This window comes from Clostridium sartagoforme (assembly GCF_004794105.1).
Taxonomy (GTDB): Bacteria; Bacillota; Clostridia; order Clostridiales; family Clostridiaceae; genus Clostridium; species Clostridium sartagoforme_B.
Map to the genome: position 1 here is coordinate 1,051,549 of NZ_SRYR01000001.1, position 18,684 is coordinate 1,070,232.

At 28.3% G+C, this 18,684-nt stretch carries 15 protein-coding genes, 1 pseudogene, 1 riboswitch and 1 other annotated feature; of the genes and pseudogenes, 15 read left to right on the top strand and 1 reads right to left on the bottom strand.

The window, feature by feature from the left end; genetic code table 11:
- Window positions 1-10: 10 nt before the first annotated feature.
- Complete coding sequence (locus tag E5347_RS04750) at window positions 11-1,831, bottom strand: LTA synthase family protein (RefSeq protein ID WP_136005121.1); 1,821 nt, start codon at window positions 1,829-1,831, stop codon at window positions 11-13.
- Between the two features lie 160 nt (window positions 1,832-1,991).
- A riboswitch (SAM riboswitch) is annotated at window positions 1,992-2,098 on the top strand.
- A gap of 86 nt (window positions 2,099-2,184) precedes the next feature.
- Between E5347_RS04750 and E5347_RS04755 the strand changes: the two genes are divergently transcribed.
- The 15 genes and pseudogenes from E5347_RS04755 to E5347_RS04825 all read left to right on the top strand — a co-directional run bounded on the left by E5347_RS04755 (window position 2,185) and on the right by E5347_RS04825 (window position 18,675).
- A complete protein-coding gene (locus tag E5347_RS04755; protein WP_136005122.1) occupies window positions 2,185-3,336 on the top strand; it encodes a trans-sulfuration enzyme family protein in 1,152 nt (383 codons plus the stop codon).
- A 1-nt stretch (window position 3,337) separates the two neighbouring features.
- Complete coding sequence (locus E5347_RS04760; protein WP_136005124.1) at window positions 3,338-4,474, top strand: trans-sulfuration enzyme family protein; 1,137 nt, start codon at window positions 3,338-3,340, stop codon at window positions 4,472-4,474.
- Between the two features lie 103 nt (window positions 4,475-4,577).
- The gene (locus E5347_RS04765) at window positions 4,578-5,012 is read left to right on the top strand and encodes a MarR family winged helix-turn-helix transcriptional regulator (RefSeq protein ID WP_136005125.1); all 435 of its coding nucleotides are present in this window, start codon (window positions 4,578-4,580) and stop codon (window positions 5,010-5,012) included.
- 330 nt (window positions 5,013-5,342) lie between these two features.
- Window positions 5,343-6,065 carry a pseudouridine synthase gene (locus E5347_RS04770; RefSeq protein ID WP_136005126.1) on the top strand — a complete coding sequence of 241 codons (723 nt, stop codon included), beginning with the start codon at window positions 5,343-5,345 and terminating at the stop codon, window positions 6,063-6,065.
- A gap of 17 nt (window positions 6,066-6,082) precedes the next feature.
- Complete coding sequence (locus E5347_RS04775; protein ID WP_136005128.1) at window positions 6,083-6,625, top strand: tRNA (mnm(5)s(2)U34)-methyltransferase; 543 nt, start codon at window positions 6,083-6,085, stop codon at window positions 6,623-6,625.
- 135 nt (window positions 6,626-6,760) lie between these two features.
- Window positions 6,761-7,657: a MurR/RpiR family transcriptional regulator gene (locus tag E5347_RS04780; protein ID WP_136005129.1), complete on the top strand. Its 897-nt coding sequence runs from the start codon at window positions 6,761-6,763 to the stop codon at window positions 7,655-7,657.
- Between the two features lie 182 nt (window positions 7,658-7,839).
- A complete protein-coding gene (locus E5347_RS04785) occupies window positions 7,840-9,063 on the top strand; it encodes an NAD(P)/FAD-dependent oxidoreductase (protein WP_136005130.1) in 1,224 nt (407 codons plus the stop codon).
- Between the two features lie 270 nt (window positions 9,064-9,333).
- Window positions 9,334-9,996 (top strand): (d)CMP kinase, encoded by a 663-nt coding sequence (gene cmk / locus E5347_RS04790; protein ID WP_136005132.1) that lies wholly within the window; start codon window positions 9,334-9,336, stop codon window positions 9,994-9,996.
- Between the two features lie 66 nt (window positions 9,997-10,062).
- Window positions 10,063-11,971 (top strand): annotated as a pseudogene (locus tag E5347_RS04795) (bifunctional 4-hydroxy-3-methylbut-2-enyl diphosphate reductase/30S ribosomal protein S1).
- Between the two features lie 119 nt (window positions 11,972-12,090).
- Window positions 12,091-12,981, top strand: coding sequence for a GNAT family N-acetyltransferase (locus E5347_RS04800; protein WP_136005133.1), 891 nt, complete (start codon window positions 12,091-12,093; stop codon window positions 12,979-12,981).
- Between the two features lie 74 nt (window positions 12,982-13,055).
- Window positions 13,056-14,390 (top strand): tRNA (N6-isopentenyl adenosine(37)-C2)-methylthiotransferase MiaB, encoded by a 1,335-nt coding sequence (gene miaB, locus E5347_RS04805; protein ID WP_136005135.1) that lies wholly within the window; start codon window positions 13,056-13,058, stop codon window positions 14,388-14,390.
- Between the two features lie 272 nt (window positions 14,391-14,662).
- Window positions 14,663-14,910 (top strand) — a binding site (T-box leader).
- Between the two features lie 43 nt (window positions 14,911-14,953).
- Window positions 14,954-15,436, top strand: a complete 483-nt coding sequence (locus E5347_RS04810; RefSeq protein WP_136005136.1) for an Lrp/AsnC family transcriptional regulator — start codon at window positions 14,954-14,956, stop codon at window positions 15,434-15,436.
- On the top strand, window positions 15,433-16,602 hold the full coding sequence (locus E5347_RS04815) for an aminotransferase class I/II-fold pyridoxal phosphate-dependent enzyme (RefSeq protein ID WP_136005138.1): 1,170 nt from the start codon (window positions 15,433-15,435) through the stop codon (window positions 16,600-16,602). The genes E5347_RS04810 and E5347_RS04815 overlap by 4 nt, the downstream gene beginning before the upstream one ends.
- A gap of 159 nt (window positions 16,603-16,761) precedes the next feature.
- A complete protein-coding gene (glnA, locus tag E5347_RS04820) occupies window positions 16,762-18,093 on the top strand; it encodes a type I glutamate--ammonia ligase (protein WP_136005139.1) in 1,332 nt (443 codons plus the stop codon).
- Window positions 18,094-18,117: 24 nt separating this feature from the next.
- Window positions 18,118-18,675, top strand: a complete 558-nt coding sequence (locus E5347_RS04825; RefSeq protein ID WP_136005141.1) for an ANTAR domain-containing response regulator — start codon at window positions 18,118-18,120, stop codon at window positions 18,673-18,675.
- Window positions 18,676-18,684: the final 9 nt, after the last annotated feature.

An 18,684-nucleotide genomic window follows, 5' to 3' on the forward strand; every position in this document is an offset into this window, starting at 1 on the left:
TGATTTTACTTTATTTATTAAGAAACTTAAAGTAATTCCCTTGAATTATATAATCAGCAATCTTAAATGTATCTTTAAGATGTTGCTCTTCATTTGCATCTTTTAGGGTACCTTTTATTTCTCCATCATTTAAGATAACAGCATCTCTATTAGTATTTACTAAAACTCGTCCCATAGAAGTATTTTCAAAATCTTTTCTATCTACTCCTAGTAAATATGAAATAGTAGGTAAGAAGTCAGTTTGACCACCAACCTTTGATATAGTTTCTGCCTTAATATCCTTATTATAAATTATAAATGGTATTTCCTTAGTATTTTCCTGCCACCAGTTTTCATTTAATGGGGCATCTTTAATTTCATCTTCATAGAACTTATGAACTCCACCATGATCACCATATATCATAATTACTGTGTTATCTAATTGACCATTTTTATCTAATTCTTCTAAGAATAATTTTATTGCTTCATCTGCATATCTTACACTTTGGAAGTAGCCACCTAACATATTTTCATCTAACTCCTTAGGTAAGTCTAAAAGCTTTTTATCATCAGGTATTTCAAATGGACCATGACTAGTTAATGTTGCAATAAAAGTGTAATAAGGCTCTGATTCAGTTTTTAATTTTTCAGATATTTGTCTTAAATATGATTCATCTGATAATCCAGGTCCTATAATCTCATCTTCCTCGAACTCATATATATCCCATAACTTATCTGCTTCAAATGCTTTATGTGGTTCTGCCCAGTTCCAGCTACCAGGTAGTTCAGCATGGGTAGATATAGTATTGTATCCTTTATTATTAAGAAGCATTTGCAAGCTATTATAAGAAGTCCATGGGTAAGTAGGGAAGGTACTTGTACTTCTTATAGGAAAAATAGATGTATTAACCATCAAATCTGCATCAGAACTGGTTCCTGAATTATTTTGCTCATATATATTATCAAAGTACAAACTATTCTTTAATAGCTTATTTAATGTTGGCGTTATTTCTTGTCCATTAACTTTTTGATTAATAACAAAGTTTTCTAAAGATTCAACTTGAATAGCTATTAAGTTTTTATCCTTTAAAAGTCCAAAGTACTCATTATCAGGTAAATCTTCTTTATTATTGTTAAGCCAAGTTTCAACCTCATTAATATTTTCTTCAGTTAAATCTATATTTTTATTTGAAAAATAAAATAAATCATAACCATGATATCCAAGAGGGCTCATATCACTAAAGCTTTGAAATGGTGCCCAAGATAATCTTAAAAAGGATTGCCCAGGAATTAGTCCTTTAATATCTATTACATAATGAGAAAGTAAAACAATTCCTAAGGTTAATCCTGCAATTACTATAGTTTTAATAGCTCTTAAGCTTAATTTGGATTCATCTTTAAAATCTCTAATTCTATCAAATTTAAATAGTATAAAGAACACTAGGAAATCAATAAAGAATAATAAATCTACTACTCTAAAATTAAACAAACTCTTTCCAATTGGATTGAAAATCTCAGGATGTAGTAGGTGTCTTAGGGATAAAAACGTCCCATTTACTCTGTAGTACCATATATCTGCAACAAATAGTAAAGTAATTATAAGATTTAAAATCATTGCAGATTTAATTTTACCCTTATATTTAAATAAGAACATTATGCTAAAGATAAATGCAATTACAAGCAAATGAGCACCTATAGCAGGAACTCCAAAATACATTGTTGCAAAATTTATGCTAGAAGAATTCTCCGTTCTAAGCATAGATAATAATAGCATAGATTTTCCTTGTATTATTAAAACCATTACTACATATAACCAGTTATTAAATAAAAACTTTTTTATAAAATCCTTCATAAATGAAACCTCCAAAAAATAATCCTAAGGTTTATTGTATATTAATTTTTTTAATAGTTCTACATAAATAATCATTATGTAAGAAAATTCATAAATTAATTATTTGAAAAAACTTGAAATTAAATAGTTTATATAATATAATTGTTTTAAAATCTAATAGTTCTTATTAAGAGTGGTGGAGGGACTGGCCCTATGAAACCCGGCAACCTACAATTATGTATTTATTTGTGTGGTGCTAAATCCTACAGTTAATCTGAAAAATAAGAAAACTAGTATGCAATTATATAGTTGTATTTAAGAATTCTTTCTATTTTGGAAGAGTTCTTTTTTTATTTATAAAAGGGGGAATCACAATGAACGAAAAGAAATTACAATTTGAAACTATCTCTGTAAGAGGGGCAAGCGGAGGAGATAGTGTCACTGGTGCAATAAGCTATCCTATTTATCAAAGTACAACTTTTAAGCACCCAGAATTAAATAAAAGCACTGGATATGATTATTCTAGAACTAATAATCCAACTAGAGAAGAAGTTGAAAGGACAATTTGCCTTTTAGAAGAAGGAAAAGAAGCCTTAGCTTTTTCTACTGGAGTTGCTGCAATAACAGCATGTTTTCATTTATTTAAACCTGGTGATCACATTATAGTTTCAGAGGATCTTTATGGTGGAACTTTTAGATTATTTAATGATATTTATAGTGTATTTGGTATAAAATCTACCTTTGTAGATACTACTAGCTTAGATGGAATTAAAGAAGATATTACAAATGAGACTAAGGCTATATTTATAGAAACTCCTTCTAATCCATTAATGAGAGTAAGTGACATTTCTGATATAAGCTATTTATGTAAGAAGAACAAGTTAACTTTAATAGTTGATAATACATTCTTAACTCCTTATTTTCAAAAGCCTTTATTATTAGGTGCAGATATTGTAATTCACAGTGGTACAAAGTTTCTAGGTGGCCATAATGATGTTTTATCTGGATTTTTAATAGCAAATGATAAGGATATTATAAGTAAGCTTAGAGTAGTTCAAAACTCAACAGGTGCAACTTTATCAGCTTTTGATTCTTGGTTACTATTAAGAGGGTTAAAGACATTATCTATAAGACTTGATAAATCTCAAGAAAATGCTATTCTAATTGCTAATTATTTAAAACGAAACGAAAATATAGAAAAAGTATATTATGTAGGTCTTGAAGATCATGAAGGTTATGATGTGAATATTATACAATCTACTGGTTATGGTTCAATGATTTCATTTAAGGTTAAGAAAGTTTCATTAGTTGCAAAGTTACTAAAAAAACTTGAAGTGATTTCATTTGCTGAAAGCTTAGGTGGCGTTGAAACTTTAATTACCTATCCATATACACAAACTCATGTAGATATGCCAAATGATCTTAAGCAAAGACTTGGAGTAGATGAAAGATTATTAAGATTGTCTGTTGGAATAGAAAATATAAATGATTTATTAGATGATTTGAAATCAGTATTGGGGGAGTAATATGAAATTTGGAACAAAGTTATTACACAGTGAAAAAACTATAGAGAAAAATACAGGAGCAGTTACATTACCTATATATCAAAGCTCTACTTTTCATCAATTTGATATAGATAATTTTGGAGAATATGACTACGCTAGATCTGGAAATCCAACTAGAAATGCTTTAGAGGAAGAGTTTGCAAGATTAGAAAGTGGTAAATATGCTTATGCATTTTCTTCTGGGATAGCAGCTATATCTTCTGTTATTAGCACATTTTCAGCAGGAGATCATTTAATTGTAGCAGAAGATGTATATGGAGGAACTTATAGGGCTGTAACTAAGCTTTTTAATAGATTTAATATTGAGTTTACATTTGTAGATACTAGTAAAATAGAAAATATAGAAAAAGAAATTAAAGAAAATACTAAGGCAATTTATTTAGAAACTCCATCGAATCCTTTGTTAAAGATAACTGATTTAAAGGAAGCAGTAAATTTAGGTAAGAAACATAACTTACTTACAATAGTTGATAATACTTTTATGTCACCATATCTTCAAAGACCTTTAGAGTTAGGTGTTGATATAGTAGTTCATAGTGCAACTAAGTTTATTGGTGGCCATAGTGATGTAATAGCAGGATTTGCAGTTACAAATGATAAGTTATTATCAGCTGAAATATATAGAGTTCAAAATGGATTTGGTGCTATCTTATCACCACAAGATTGTTATTTAGTATCTAGAGGATTAAAAACTTTAAAAATTAGAATGGATCAATCTCAAAAAAATGCTTTAGAACTTTCAAAATGGCTTTTAGAGCAAGAAATTGTAGAAGCAGTATATTATCCTGGTATTGAATCTCATAAGGACTATGAAGTTCATAAAAATCAATCATTTGGTCCAGGTGCTGTACTATCTTTTAAATTTAAAAATATAGAACAAACTAAGCACTTCTTAAATAATGTTGAAAATGTAGTTGTGGCAGTAAGTCTAGGAGCTGTAGAAACTATAGTTTCTTATCCAGTAAAAATGAGCCATGCTGCTATTCCTAGGGAAGAAAGAGAAAAATTAGGTATTACTGACACTCTAATTAGAGTTTCTTTAGGTATAGAAGATATAGAAGATATTATAGAAGGATTTAAAAAAGGACTTTTAAATTAGTAAATTAAAGTTATTGACAAGAAAAGTTAAAAGAGATAACATAAAGGTTAATAAATTAATTGTATAAAATTATATTTAGCAAATACGTTATGTAGGTGATGAAGTGTCAAAATATGATAATTTAAAGTTAGATAACCAAATTTGTTTTTCTCTTTATGCTGTATCTAGGGAAATAATTAAATTATATAAACCCATTTTAGATGAGTTGAAATTAACATATACTCAATACTTAGTAATGCTTGTCTTATGGGAAGAAAATAAAGCTACAGTTAAGCATCTTGGTAATAGATTACATTTGGATTCTGGAACATTAACACCTCTTCTAAAGAAACTTGAGTTTATGGAACTAATAGAAAAGTATAGATCAAAAGAAGATGATAGAGTAGTTTTTGCAGAACTTACATCTAAAGGTAGAGAATTGCAAGAGAAATCAAAAGATGTTCCTAATAAAGTCTTATGTAATATGAACTTTAGTGAAGATAAGATAAAACAATTAAAAGAAGGAATAGATGAATTGTTATTTAGTTTGAAAAAGTAATTAATTGGAGCTGTAATTTTGCAGCTCCATATTATTTTGCTTAAAAATATAAAATATCATTAATATCTAAAATCATATTGCAGAAAAATATATACTAGAGTAGTATATATATGGTTAAATTAATAATCTAAATTAATTAGTTTAATAAAGTAAAATATAAAGGAACTACTTAAGTTAAATATCAAAATTGAAAATAGATATTTGATTTTTATATAAGATGTAAAAGCAATATAATTCTTTATGGATAATTAGTGAAAGGTATAGATTAATAGAATAAAGGATATTAAAACTTATATATTAATTGCTTATTAAAGGTACGGAGTGAGATATATGGAAGAAAGATTACAAAAATATATGGCTAGATGTGGTGTTGCATCTAGAAGAAAATGCGAAGAAATAATATTAAGTGGGGAAGTTAAGATAAATGATAATATTGTTTCTGAACTTGGTGTCAAAATAGATCCTGAAAAAGATACAGTTACATATAAAGGTAACATAATAAAGCCTGAAGAAAATAAACTTTATATTATGCTTAATAAACCAGAAGGTTATATAACTTCAGTTAAGGATGAAAAGGGACGAAAAACAATTTTAGATTTAGTTAAAGTTGAAGAAAGAATTTATCCTATAGGAAGATTAGACTACGATAGTTCAGGTTTGATATTACTTACTAACGATGGAGATATTTATAATAAAATAATTCATCCAAGAGTTAATATAGGAAAGAAGTATATTGCTACTTGCAGAGGCGAGTTTAGCAAAGAAGAAATTAAAAGATTTGAAAGTGGAATTGATATTGGCGGATATATAACAGCTGATGCAAAGATGACACTTTTAGATATAGAAAAGAAAAATAATTCAGTTAATTCAGTTGTAGAGATTATAATCCATGAAGGTAAGAATAGACAAATAAGAAGAATGTGTGAAGCTTTAGGACACGAGGTATTATCATTAAAAAGAGTTGAAGTTGGTAATATAAAACTTGGTTATCTTAAAAAAGGCCAATGGAGAGATTTAACTGAAGAGGAACTTAAATATATAAATTCATTATAAAAAATTTTGAGGTAATTATGTATAGATATGTTGGAAATATAAGTGATTTATCACATGATATTATAAAAAACTATGTATTAAATAAAGATGTGGCTATTGATGCTACTTTAGGTAATGGATATGACACAGATTTTCTATCAGAATTTTTTTCTAAAGTATATTCTTTTGATATTCAAGAGGAGCCTTGTATTAAATATAAAGAAAAAAATATAGAAAATGTTGAAGTTATCAATGATTCTCATCATTTATTTAATACTTATATTAATACGAAAGTAGATTGTATAATATATAACCTAGGATTTTTACCTGGTGGCGATAAAAATATAACTACTAATCATATAACTTCACTTGAAAGTATTAAATTAGGTCTTGAATTACTTAATAGTGGAGGGATGATGGTTATTTGCATATATAGAGGTCATAATGAAGGTAAGATAGAAGAAACTTGCATTTTACAGTATTTAAAAGAATTGCCTAAAAATAAGTATGGAGTTATGGTGCAATCCTATCTAAACAGGCAAGATATCTCACCTATGATGGTGATTGTAGAGAAAAAATAAAATTGACAACCTATAAAAACACTACAAGTTTTTATTCGCTTTTAGAGAAAAATGAAATAATTATTGCTGGATTATTCAATAAATGATAGTATAATAGTATAAGTTGTTAAGTTTAAATGAAAAGAAGGGATATGAATGGATAATAATCTTAATGATAACTCAAAAGATTTAATGAAAATAATACAATCAAAATTCCCAAGATTGAGCAAAGGACAAAAATTAATTGCAGAGTATATTTTAAAAAGCTATGATAAGGCTGCTTTTATGACTGCAGCTAAGCTTGGAGTATCAGTTGGAGTTTCAGAATCTACAGTAGTAAGATTTGCAAATGAACTTGGCTTTTCAGGTTATCCAAAACTTCAAAAAGCACTTCAAGAATTAATTAAAAACAAACTAACAACAGTTCAAAGATTAGAATTATCAAATGATTACGTAAGTGAAGGTTATGCACTTAAAGGTGTTCTTAAAGCAGATATTGAAAATATAAGAGCTACCCTAGAAAAGATAAATTATAATACTTTTGAAGATGTTGTTAATAAAATATTTGAAGCTAAAAGAATATATATAATTGGACTTAGAAGCTCGACAGCCTTGGCAGAATTTTTAGGGTTCTATTTAAATATTATTTTGCAAAATGTTAAGACTGTTGGATATGGAATATCTGATATATTTGAGCAAATGATTAATCTTGAAGAAGGGGATCTTGTTATAGGTATTGGTTTCCCAAGATATGCTTCTAGAACTATTGATGCTTTAGCTTTTGCACAAGGTAGAGGTGCTGATGTAGTTGCAATTACTGATAGTCTTTTATCACCTCTTGCATCAAAGGCTGATTATTCATTAATTGCTCATAGCAATATGGCTTCCTTTGTTGACTCTTTAGTTGCACCTTTATCAGTTATTAATGCATTAATAATTGCAGTTGGAATGAGAGAGAAGCAAAGTATAGCAAATACTTTTAATAGTCTTGAATCAATTTGGAAAGAATACAATGTATATTCTTATAATAATAGAAATGTAGGTGAAGATTAAAATACTCTATATTTTAGTCTCACTTACTACAGTTTAATTAAAAATTACATAAGGATTTAACTAAATAGATGTATCAATTATTTTATAAGATTGATACATCTATTTTTATACAATAAAAGTTGTAATTAAAGTTATTAAATGATATATTATCTTAAGAAAAAATAATGCATTGGAGGATGAATATGAAAAAAGTAATAGTAATTGGAGCAGGTCCTGCAGGAATGATGGCAGCTATTACAGCAGCTAAAGATGGTAATGAAGTTATACTTCTTGAAAGCAATGAAAAGGTTGGAAAGAAGCTATTTATTACAGGCAAAGGAAGATGTAACGTAACCAATAGTAAGGATATTTCAGAGTTCTTTGATTTTATTCCTGGCAATCCTCATTTTTTATATAGTGCATTATACTCTTATACAAATGAAGATACTATAAACTTTTTTGAATCACAGGGAATAAGACTTAAATCTGAAAGGGGAGGTAGAGTTTTTCCAAGCTCAGATAAGTCTTCAGATATTATTAAAGGACTTTTAAGGGAATTAAATAATAATAAAGTAGATATTAGACTTAATTCAAAGGTTACAGATATAATTTACAAAAACCCACTTATTGATGGTGTTAAAGTTAATGATAATTATATTTTAACTGCAGATAATTATATTATAGCTACTGGAGGGATATCATATCCTTTAACAGGTTCGACTGGAGATGGATTAAAATTTTCTAAAAAAGTTGGACATAAGATTACTAATCTTAAAGGATCATTAGTTCCTATTGAGCTTAATAATAGTTGGATACGTGAAATTGTGGGATTAACTCTTAGAAATATTGGAATTTCATTATATGAAATAGATAAGAAAAAACCTCTTTATAAAGATCAGGGTGAAGTATTATTTACAAGCTATGGAATTTCAGGTCCTTTAGCTTTAAAAGCCTCTAGATATATTAATGACGACTTAAAGTATTATATTTATTTAGATTTGAAGCCTGCTTTAACTTTAGAAGAACTAGACTTAAGAGTACAGAAGGATTTTAAGAAATATATAAATAAAGAATTTAAAAATTCTTTAGATGACTTATTTCCTAAAAAACTTATTCCAATAATAATAAGTTTATCTAATATTAATGAAAATAAAAAAGTTAACGAAATTACAAAGGAAGAAAGAAAATCTTTAGTTAGCTTAATAAAGGGTATTAAATTGACTATAAGAAAATTAAGACCAATAGAAGAAGCAATAGTAACTTCAGGTGGGGTAGATACATTGGAAATAGATCCTTCTACAATGAAGTCTAAATTAATCAATAACCTTTCTTTTGCAGGAGAAGTTATTGATATTGATGCCTATACAGGTGGATACAATGTGCAAATTGCATTATCAACAGGTTATTTAGCAGGAAGTAATATATAAGTTGCTATAAAGTTTATACATTTTATTAATTTAGTTAATATGTAAAAATTATTAGTTAGATAATTACAAAATCAACTTATATAAAAATTAACTATATATGTTTTCAGTTAATTTACTTTACTTTTAAAACTATTTTTAACTTAAAACAGCACAAATACTTAAAATGTAGATTATTTATTGAAACATATATTGAAATAACTTGTTTATAATTAATAATAATATTATAATTTATATGAAATGTTTTTCATATACGAAAGGTGGAGTACTATTTTGAGATTATCAGTTGCTATAGATGGACCAGCGGGGGCAGGTAAAAGTACAATTGCTAAGTTAGTTGCAAAGGAATTTGATTTAATGTATATCAATACTGGAGCGATGTATAGAGCAGTAGCTTTAAAAGCTGAAGAGAACAATATAGGGGATAAAGATATTGATGCTTTATGCAGTTTAATTAGTACTTTTGAAATGAAGTTCGAAAATGATGATTTAATTTTAAATGGGGAAAATATACAAGATAGAATTACTATGCCTGAAATTAGTAAAATAGTATCTAAATATGCTTCTATTAAAGAAGTAAGGGAGATACTTGTTAAATTACAAAGAGAAATGTCAAATAAATTTGATGTTATAATGGATGGTAGAGATATTGGAACAGTGGTATTAAAGGATTCTAAGTTTAAGTTTTTCTTAACAGCAACTCCAGAGGCAAGGGCTGAAAGAAGATATAAGGAATTAACAAATAGGGGATTAGACGTAGATTATTCTACAATACTTGAAGATATTATAAAAAGAGACTATTTAGATAGTAATAGAGAAGTAGATCCTCTAAAAAAAGCTGATGATGCAATTGAGGTAGACACAACTAAGCTTTCTATCAATGAAGTAGTTAAAGAAATATCTTTAAGTATCAAAAAGAATCTAAGTGTACTATAGTCTATTATTTAGATCTTATAATATACTTAAAGTATAATATGTAATTAAAAGCTTAGGAGAATTGATATGAGTAAAGTTTTATTAGCAGAAAATGCAGGTTTTTGCTTTGGTGTTCAAAGAGCAGTTGAAGAAGCAATAAAGGTTAAGAAACAATATGATAAGAAAATATATACACTAGGGCCATTAATACATAATAACGATGTAGTTATGTACCTAGAGGAAAATAATATTTACGCTATAGATTATAGTGAAATAGATAAATTAAATGAAGGTGATGTTATTGTAATTAGATCTCATGGAGTATCTAAGGCAGTAACAGATAGCCTTGAAAGTAGAGGACTAATTGTAGTTAATGCTACATGTCCATATGTAACTAATATTCATAAAAAAGTCAATAAATACTCCGATTTAGGATATAATATTGTTATACTTGGGGATGATAAGCATCCAGAAGTAGTTGGAATTAATGGATGGTGTAATAATAGTGCCATAATTACTAAAGATGGAGACTTTGATAAAAAACTACCTAAAAAGATATGTGTTGTATCTCAAACTACAGAAAAAGAAGAGACTTGGAAAAAAACAGTAAGCAATTTATCTTCTAAATCCAAAGAACTATTAGCTTTTAACACTATTTGTTCAGCTACAGAAGTTAGACAAAAAAGCGCTAATGAATTATCAAGAGAAGTTGAAACAATGATAGTTATTGGCGGTAGAAATAGTTCTAATACAACTAAGTTGTATCAAATATCAAAGGATAATTGTCCGAATACAATCCATATTGAAAATGCTAAGGAACTTAGCAAAGAATTTATTGAATCTAATAAAGATAAGACTGTTGGGATTACTGCAGGTGCATCTACTCCTGACTGGATTATAAAAGAAGTAATTGATATTATGGAGGGGAAAAATTAACATGGAAGATCAATTAAAGCTAATGGAAGAAATGGATAGAAGATTTAGAATTGGTGATGAAATCAATGGTGAAGTTCTATCTATAGGAAGAGATGAAGTTATAGTATCATTATCAGGATATAAACTTGACGGAGTAATACCTTTTAAAGAGTTAACTTCTGAAGAAAATTTATCTTCATATTTAGAATCAATTAAAGTTGGAGATGAAATTACAGCAAAGGTTATTAAACTTAGAAATGAAGATGGAAATGTAGTTCTTTCTAGACTTGAATATGAAAAGAAAGCTACTTTAAATGATTTAGAAGCAAAGTTTAATAATAAAGAAACCTTTACTATTAGAATTAAAGATGTAATAGAAAAAGGTTTAATAGGATACTACAAGGGAGTTAGAATTTTTGTTCCTTCTTCTCAAGTAGATATAAGATATGCAAAGGATAGAAGCAACCTTAAAGGTACAGAACTTGAAGTAAGATTAATAGATTTTTCTATTGAAAACCCTTCAAAGGTTGTTGCATCCAAGAGAGTAATTTTAGAAGAAGCTAAAAAAGTAGTTGAAGATGCAGCTTGGGAAAATATCAAAGTTGGAGAAGTAGTAAAGGCTGAAGTTAAGAGATTTACAGACTTTGGTGCTTTTGCAGACATAAATGGAGTAGATGGATTAATTCATTTATCTCAAATTTCATGGAGTCATGTAAAAAATGCTGAAAGTGTTTTAAAGAAAGGCGATATAATTGATGTTAAGATTATTGAAGCTGATAGAGAAAAAAATAGAATTTCTTTAAGTATTAAAGCATTAACTCCAGAACCATGGAGCAACATAGAAGAAAAATACCCAGAAGGTTCAGCTGTATTAGGTAAGGTTGTTAGAATAAGTGACTTTGGTGCCTTTGTTGAATTAGAACCAGGTGTTGATGGGTTAGTTCATATTTCTAAAATAACTAATGAAAGAATTAATAACCCTGCTGATGTATTAAATATTGGTGATGAAGTTAAGGCTATAATTCTTTCTGTAGATGCAGAAAATAAGAAAATTGCTTTAAGCATAAGAGACGCTGAGTAATATATTTTTAAAGACGCACATAAATTGTTATGTGTGTCTTATTTATTTAGGCCTATAATATTGACCTTTATATTGTATGAGAATTATACTTATTATATAGACAAAAAGGGGTATTTGGTATGCTTGAGAAGTTAACTTTGCACAATATGGATATTTTTAAAGAGATATATAGTAAAAATTTTGAAGAAACTAATTATAATAAAGACTTTTTTAAATCTTATGATAGTCAAAACTTTTTAATAAAGTTCTTATATAGAAAGTCTATAAGATTAATTAAAGTTAATGAAATATATATAGGTTATATTTGGTATGAAAGTACTTCAAGTAAATATACAAAGGTATGGGCTTTATATATAGATTTTAAGTATATGGGTTTACTTAATAAAAATATTTTAAGTATTTTTAATAATAACCTACTTTCTTACGAAGCATTAGATACACTTCAAAATTCTATTGTATTAGAATCTCTTGGTTTTACTAAAAAGAAATATACTTTATTATTAAAGTTAAATCTTAAAACTTATGAAGATAAAAAAGACGAATATATAAAAGAAGTAAAGTTTAAATTGAGATTAAATAATACAATAAACTTTTATACTAGAATTTTTGAACCTGGAAAAGATGAAATTTTAAGATGTGATATCCAAAATGATATTTTTGAACAATGGAATAGACTCCCTTTAAATACTGAGGATATCTATGCAGATATGGCTCAAGATTATTATATTAATGAATTATGTATCTTTGCTATATTAAATAACGAATATGTTGGATATGGGCAAATTATTTATAATAGGTCTATGTTTACTATAGTTAATTTTGGGATAGTAAGTAAATATAGAGGGCTTGGATTTGGAAATCTATTTCTTAATGAGATGATTGAGTATGCTAAAAATTATGGAATAGATAATTTATATATAAGGGTTGATTCAGATAATATAAAAGCAATAAACTTATATAGAAAAATAGGTTTTCTAGATGAAAATAAGGTATTAGTATGGGAAAGATAAAAATAGGGTAGTTTTTCTACCCCTTTTTTATTATAATATTATTGGAGAAATAGTTCTATAAAAGGAGATTACTGATGAAGGAAGAAATGAAAGATTTAAAATACTTTATTGAAACTTGGGGCTGCCAAATGAATGAAGAAGATTCAGAAAAGCTTTCAGGAATGCTTAAAAGTATTGGTTATAGTAAAAGTACTGATATAAAGGATGCAGATATTATTATATTTAACACTTGCTGCGTTAGAGAAAATGCAGAAAATAAGGTTTTTGGTAATTTAGGAGAGCTTAAACATCTAAAGAAGAAGAAGCCAGAATTAATAGTTGCTGTATGTGGTTGTATGATGCAACAAGAAGGTATGGCTGATAAAATATTAAGTAAGTTCCCTCATGTCAACATAATCTTTGGAACTCATAATGCCTATAAGTTCCCAGAGTACTTAAATAGAGTTAAAACTGAGGGAGTACAAGTAAAGGAAATCTTTAATAAAGAAACAGAAATAATTGAAGGTGTTCCAATAGATAGAGAAAGTTCAGTTAAAGCTTTTGTTACAATAATGTATGGATGTAATAATTTCTGTACTTATTGTGTGGTTCCTTATGTTAGAGGAAGAGAAAGAAGTAGAAAATCAGAAGATATAATAAAGGAAATTGAAGATTTAGTTGCTAAGGGTTATAAAGAAGTAACATTACTTGGTCAAAATGTTAACTCATATGGTAAAGGCTTAGAAGAAGATATTGATTTTGCTAAACTTTTAAGAAAAATTAATGAAGTTCAAGGTCTTGAAAGAGTTAGATTTATGACTTCTCATCCAAAGGATTTAAATAAGGATGTTATTTATGCTATTAAAGAATGTGATAAGCTTTGTGAGCAAATTCATTTACCTGTACAAAGTGGATCAAATAGAATACTTAAAAAGATGAATAGACATTACACAAAAGAATCTTATCTTGAGTTAGTTGAATTAATTAAAAAAGAAATACCTGGAGTTTCTTTAACTACAGATATTATAGTTGGTTTCCCAGGAGAAACGGAAGAAGACTTCTTAGATACATTAGATTTAGTTCAAAAAGTTCAATATGATTCAGCATTTACATTTATCTATTCAAGAAGAAATAACACTCCAGCTGATATGATGTTAAATCAAGTTCCTGATGCAGATAAGCATCATAGATTTGATAGACTTGTTAAGGCAGTTAACGAAAGTGTTATTATGAAAAATAAAGAATTTGAAGGCAAAGTAACAGAAGTTCTAGTTGAAGGATTTAGCAAAAATGATGAAACTAAATTTACTGGAAGAACTAGAAATGGTAAATTAGTTAACTTCACTGGAGAAAATATAAAAGCTGGTGACTTAGTTAATGTAAAAATAGTTAGAGCTCAACCTTTCTCATTAGTAGGGGAAGCGTTATAAAATTGATAATGAATAATTAAAAATGAATAATTAAGGATGTAATTTGTTCCAAATTACTAAAATAAATTTTTTAGTCCCTTTATTTTAGATAGGGGGACTTTTTTGTTTTAATTTAATAGTAAATTTAAATATATATTATTAAACTTAAAAGATATACAAGTAAAAGGTTGATTTTTATTATAGTAAAATATATTATTTAGAAAATTATGCATAATTTTAGAAAAACTATTGAAGTTTATTGATTTTATTATTATAATTATAAAAAATGATACTTAAAGATAGTGATAAGGAAGAGTAAATTAACTATGCATCAAAGAGAGCTAAAGTATGGTGGGAATTTAGTATGATATGTTTTTTGAAGCAGCCTTTGAATTGCTTATTGAAAAATAAGAATTAATTTCTTAATTAGATAATGACGGTTGTCTCCCGTTATAGAGATTGAATAAATATATTCAGCTGAGTGAGTAATTAATAATTACTTATTAGGGTGGTACCGCGGAAGTTATCCTTCGTCCCTTATTTTAGGGATGGAGGATTTATTTTTTTATATGGAGGTAATGAAAGTGGATGAAATTTTAGAAGTCTTAGAAAAAAATAGTAGGTATAGTGATGCAGAAATTGCCTTAATGACTGGCAAAACTGTAGAGGAAGTTAGAGAAGCCATAACTGACTATGAAGAGAAAAATATAATAGCCGGGTACACTACTTTAATAAATTGGGAGAATACAGGTAAGGAAACAGTAACAGCCTTAATTGAAGTAAAAATTACGCCACAAAGAGGAGTAGGCTTTGATAAGGTTGCAGAAAGAATATATAAGTTTAAAGAAGTTAAAGCTTGCTATTTGATGTCATCTGGTGGCTTTGATTTAACAGTGATAGTAGAAGGTAAAACTATGAAGGAAGTAGCATTATTCGTGTCTGAAAAGCTTGCAGTTCAGGAATATGTAACAGGTACTGCTACCCACTTTGTATTAAAGAAGTATAAAGATCATGGAACAATATTCAAGGAAAGAAAGATTGAAGGCAGGGAGGCTATATTTATATGATAATGGAGAATATGATACTAGATAATGTTAGAAATATGCCACCATCTGGTATTAGAAAGTATTTTGATTTAATAAATGAAATGGAAGATGTAATTTCTTTAGGGGTAGGAGAACCTGACTTTATTACGCCATGGAATGTAGTAGAAGCTGGTATATACTCTTTAGAAAAAGGACATACACATTATTCTTCAAATGCTGGATATATGGAATTAAGAGAAGAGATATCTAAATACCTAGACAGAAGATTTAATCTTAAATTTAATCCTAGCAATGAAATCTTAGTTACTGTAGGTGGAAGTGAAGGCATAGATTTAGCTCTAAGGGCTCTTGTAGGCCCTGGAGATGAAGTTATAATACCGGAACCTAGTTTCGTCGCATATAAAGGCTGTACAACCTTCTGTGGAGGAACACCGGTAACTATTAACTTAAGACAGGAAGATGAGTTTAAACTTACTCCTGAGCTCCTTGAAGCAGCAATTACACCTAAGACTAAGGTTGTAATAATTCCTTTCCCTAATAACCCTACAGGTGCTATTATGACTAAGGAAGAATTAAAAGGAATTGTTGAAGTTTTAAAAGATAGGGATATAATAATAATTTCTGATGAAATATATGCTGAGCTTTCTTACGATAAGGATCATTATTCAATTGCATCTTTTGAAGAAGTTAAGGATAAAACTCTAGTTATTAATGGTTTTTCTAAAGCTTATGCTATGACAGGCTGGAGATTAGGTTATGTTTGTGGACATCCTGTACTTATAGACGCATTAAAAAAGATACACCAATATGCTATAATGTGTTCTCCAACAACTGCACAATTTGCAGCTATTGAAGCCTTAAAAAATGGAGATGATAGCGTAAGTGAAATGGCTCGTGAATATAATAGAAGAAGGAGAATACTAGTTAATGGCTTTAGAGAAATGGGGCTAGAATGTTTTGAACCATTAGGTGCATTATATGTATTCCCATGTATTAAGTCTACAGGAATGAGTTCAGATGACTTTTGTGAAAAGTTACTTATAGAAGAAAAAGTACTAGCTGTTCCAGGTAATGCTTTTGGAGAATGTGGAGAAGGCTTTATTAGAGCTTGTTATGCTTCTTCAACAGAGGACTTAATTGAAGCAATAAAGAGAATAACTAGATTCGTAAATAAATACAGAAAATAATAATAGATTTATAAATATTTTGAATTTTTTTAGATTTCCTATTGCAAAACAGCGATAATAATAATATAATGGTAAAAAATAGTTAAGAACAAAGGCGTTCAATAGATTGGTTTTCTATTGTGCGCCCTTTTTTTATAAAAATTTAAGGGGGCAGGTATTATGTCAAAATATTCAAGAGAAGATATTATAAAATTAGTACAAGAAAATGGAGTTAAGTTTATTAGGTTGCAATTTACTGATATACTTGGGGCGTTAAAAAATGTTGCTATAACAGATAAGCAACTGGAAAAGGCTTTAAATAATCAAATGATGTTTGACGGCTCATCAATTTCTGGATTTGTAAGAATAGAAGAATCAGATATGTATTTAAGACCAAATTTAGATAGCTTTGTTATTTTCCCATGGAGACCTCAACAAGGAAAAGTTGCAAGATTAATCTGTGATATATATACACCAGAAGGAGATCCTTTCGAAGGAGATCCAAGAAATATTTTAAGAAAAGTTCTTAAGGAAGCTAGAGATTTAGGGTATACGACGAATGTTGGACCTGAATGTGAATTTTTCTTATTAGATACTAATGAATATGGAGAGCCAATATTAAAGACTCAAGACAAGGCTGGTTATTTTGACTTAAGTCCTTTAGATGCTGGTGAAAATGTAAGAAGAGATATATCCTTAATATTAGAGGATATGGGATTTGAAATAGAAGCATCTCATCATGAAGTTGCTCATGGACAAAATGAAATTGATTTTAAATATGAAGATGCTTTAACAACAGCAGATAATATAATGACCTTTAAGTTAGTAGTTAAATCAATATCTCAAAGACATGGAGTTTATGCTACATTTATGCCAAAACCATTCTTTGGTATAAACGGTTCAGGAATGCATATTAATATGTCATTAAACAAGGATGGAAAAAATGCATTTGTTGATGAAAATGATAAATTAGGATTAAGTAGTACTGCATATAGTTTTATAGCAGGATTAATTAAGCATGTTAAGGGTATTTCAGCTATTACTAATCCATTAGTAAACTCATATAAGAGATTAGTACCAGGATATGAAGCACCAGTTTATATAGCATGGTCAGCTAAGAATAGAAGTCCATTAATAAGAGTACCTGCTACCAGAGGGAATGGGACAAGGGTTGAATTAAGATGTCCAGATCCAAGTGCAAATCCGTATTTAGTACTAGCTTGTCTTCTAGCTGCTGGTTTAGATGGAATTAAGAATAATTTACAACCACCTGCAAGTATAGAAAAAAATATATTTAAGATGACATTAGAAGAAAGAGCAGAAGAAGGAATAGATAGTTTACCAGGAACCTTAGAAGAAGCTATTAGATATATGGAAGAAAGTGAATTAGTAAGAAGAACCTTAGGAGAGCATACATTTAATAATTATATTAAAGCTAAGACAGCAGAGTGGGACGATTATAGAACTAAAGTTCATCAATGGGAAATAGATAACTATTTAAGTCAATATTAATTTACTAGTAAGGGAGCAATGTAAATGACAATAGATGTTATAGTTGCACTAAGCAAAGAAGAAATAGGAGAGAAAATTAAAGCTATATTAATTAGTAATGGCTATAATGTGTTAGCTATATGTACTTATGGAAATGAACTAATTAGAGCTATAAAACAATTTTCACCATCTATAGTCATTAGTGGATACAAGTTTAAAGATATGAATTTAATTAGTATTTATGAAACTATAGGCGATGAATGTAGCTTCCTTGCTATCGTAAATGAACCTTATAAGTCCATTGTTCAGGAGGAAACAGATATTTTTTGTATATCAAGTCCAATAAATAATACCTTGCTCGTAAATTCATTAGATATGATTTATCAAAGTGAAAGAAGGGTAAGGAAACTTAAGGATAAAGTTCATAATTTAGAAGAAAAGATAAGTGAAAGAAAGATAATAGAAAAAGCTAAAGGGATAGTAATGAGAGAACTTCATATGGATGAAGAAGAAGCCTTTAGACATATACAAAAAAATAGTATGGACTTAGGGATGAAAATGGTAGCTTACTCTAAAGATATTTTAGATAATTACAGACTTTGAAGGGAGGAA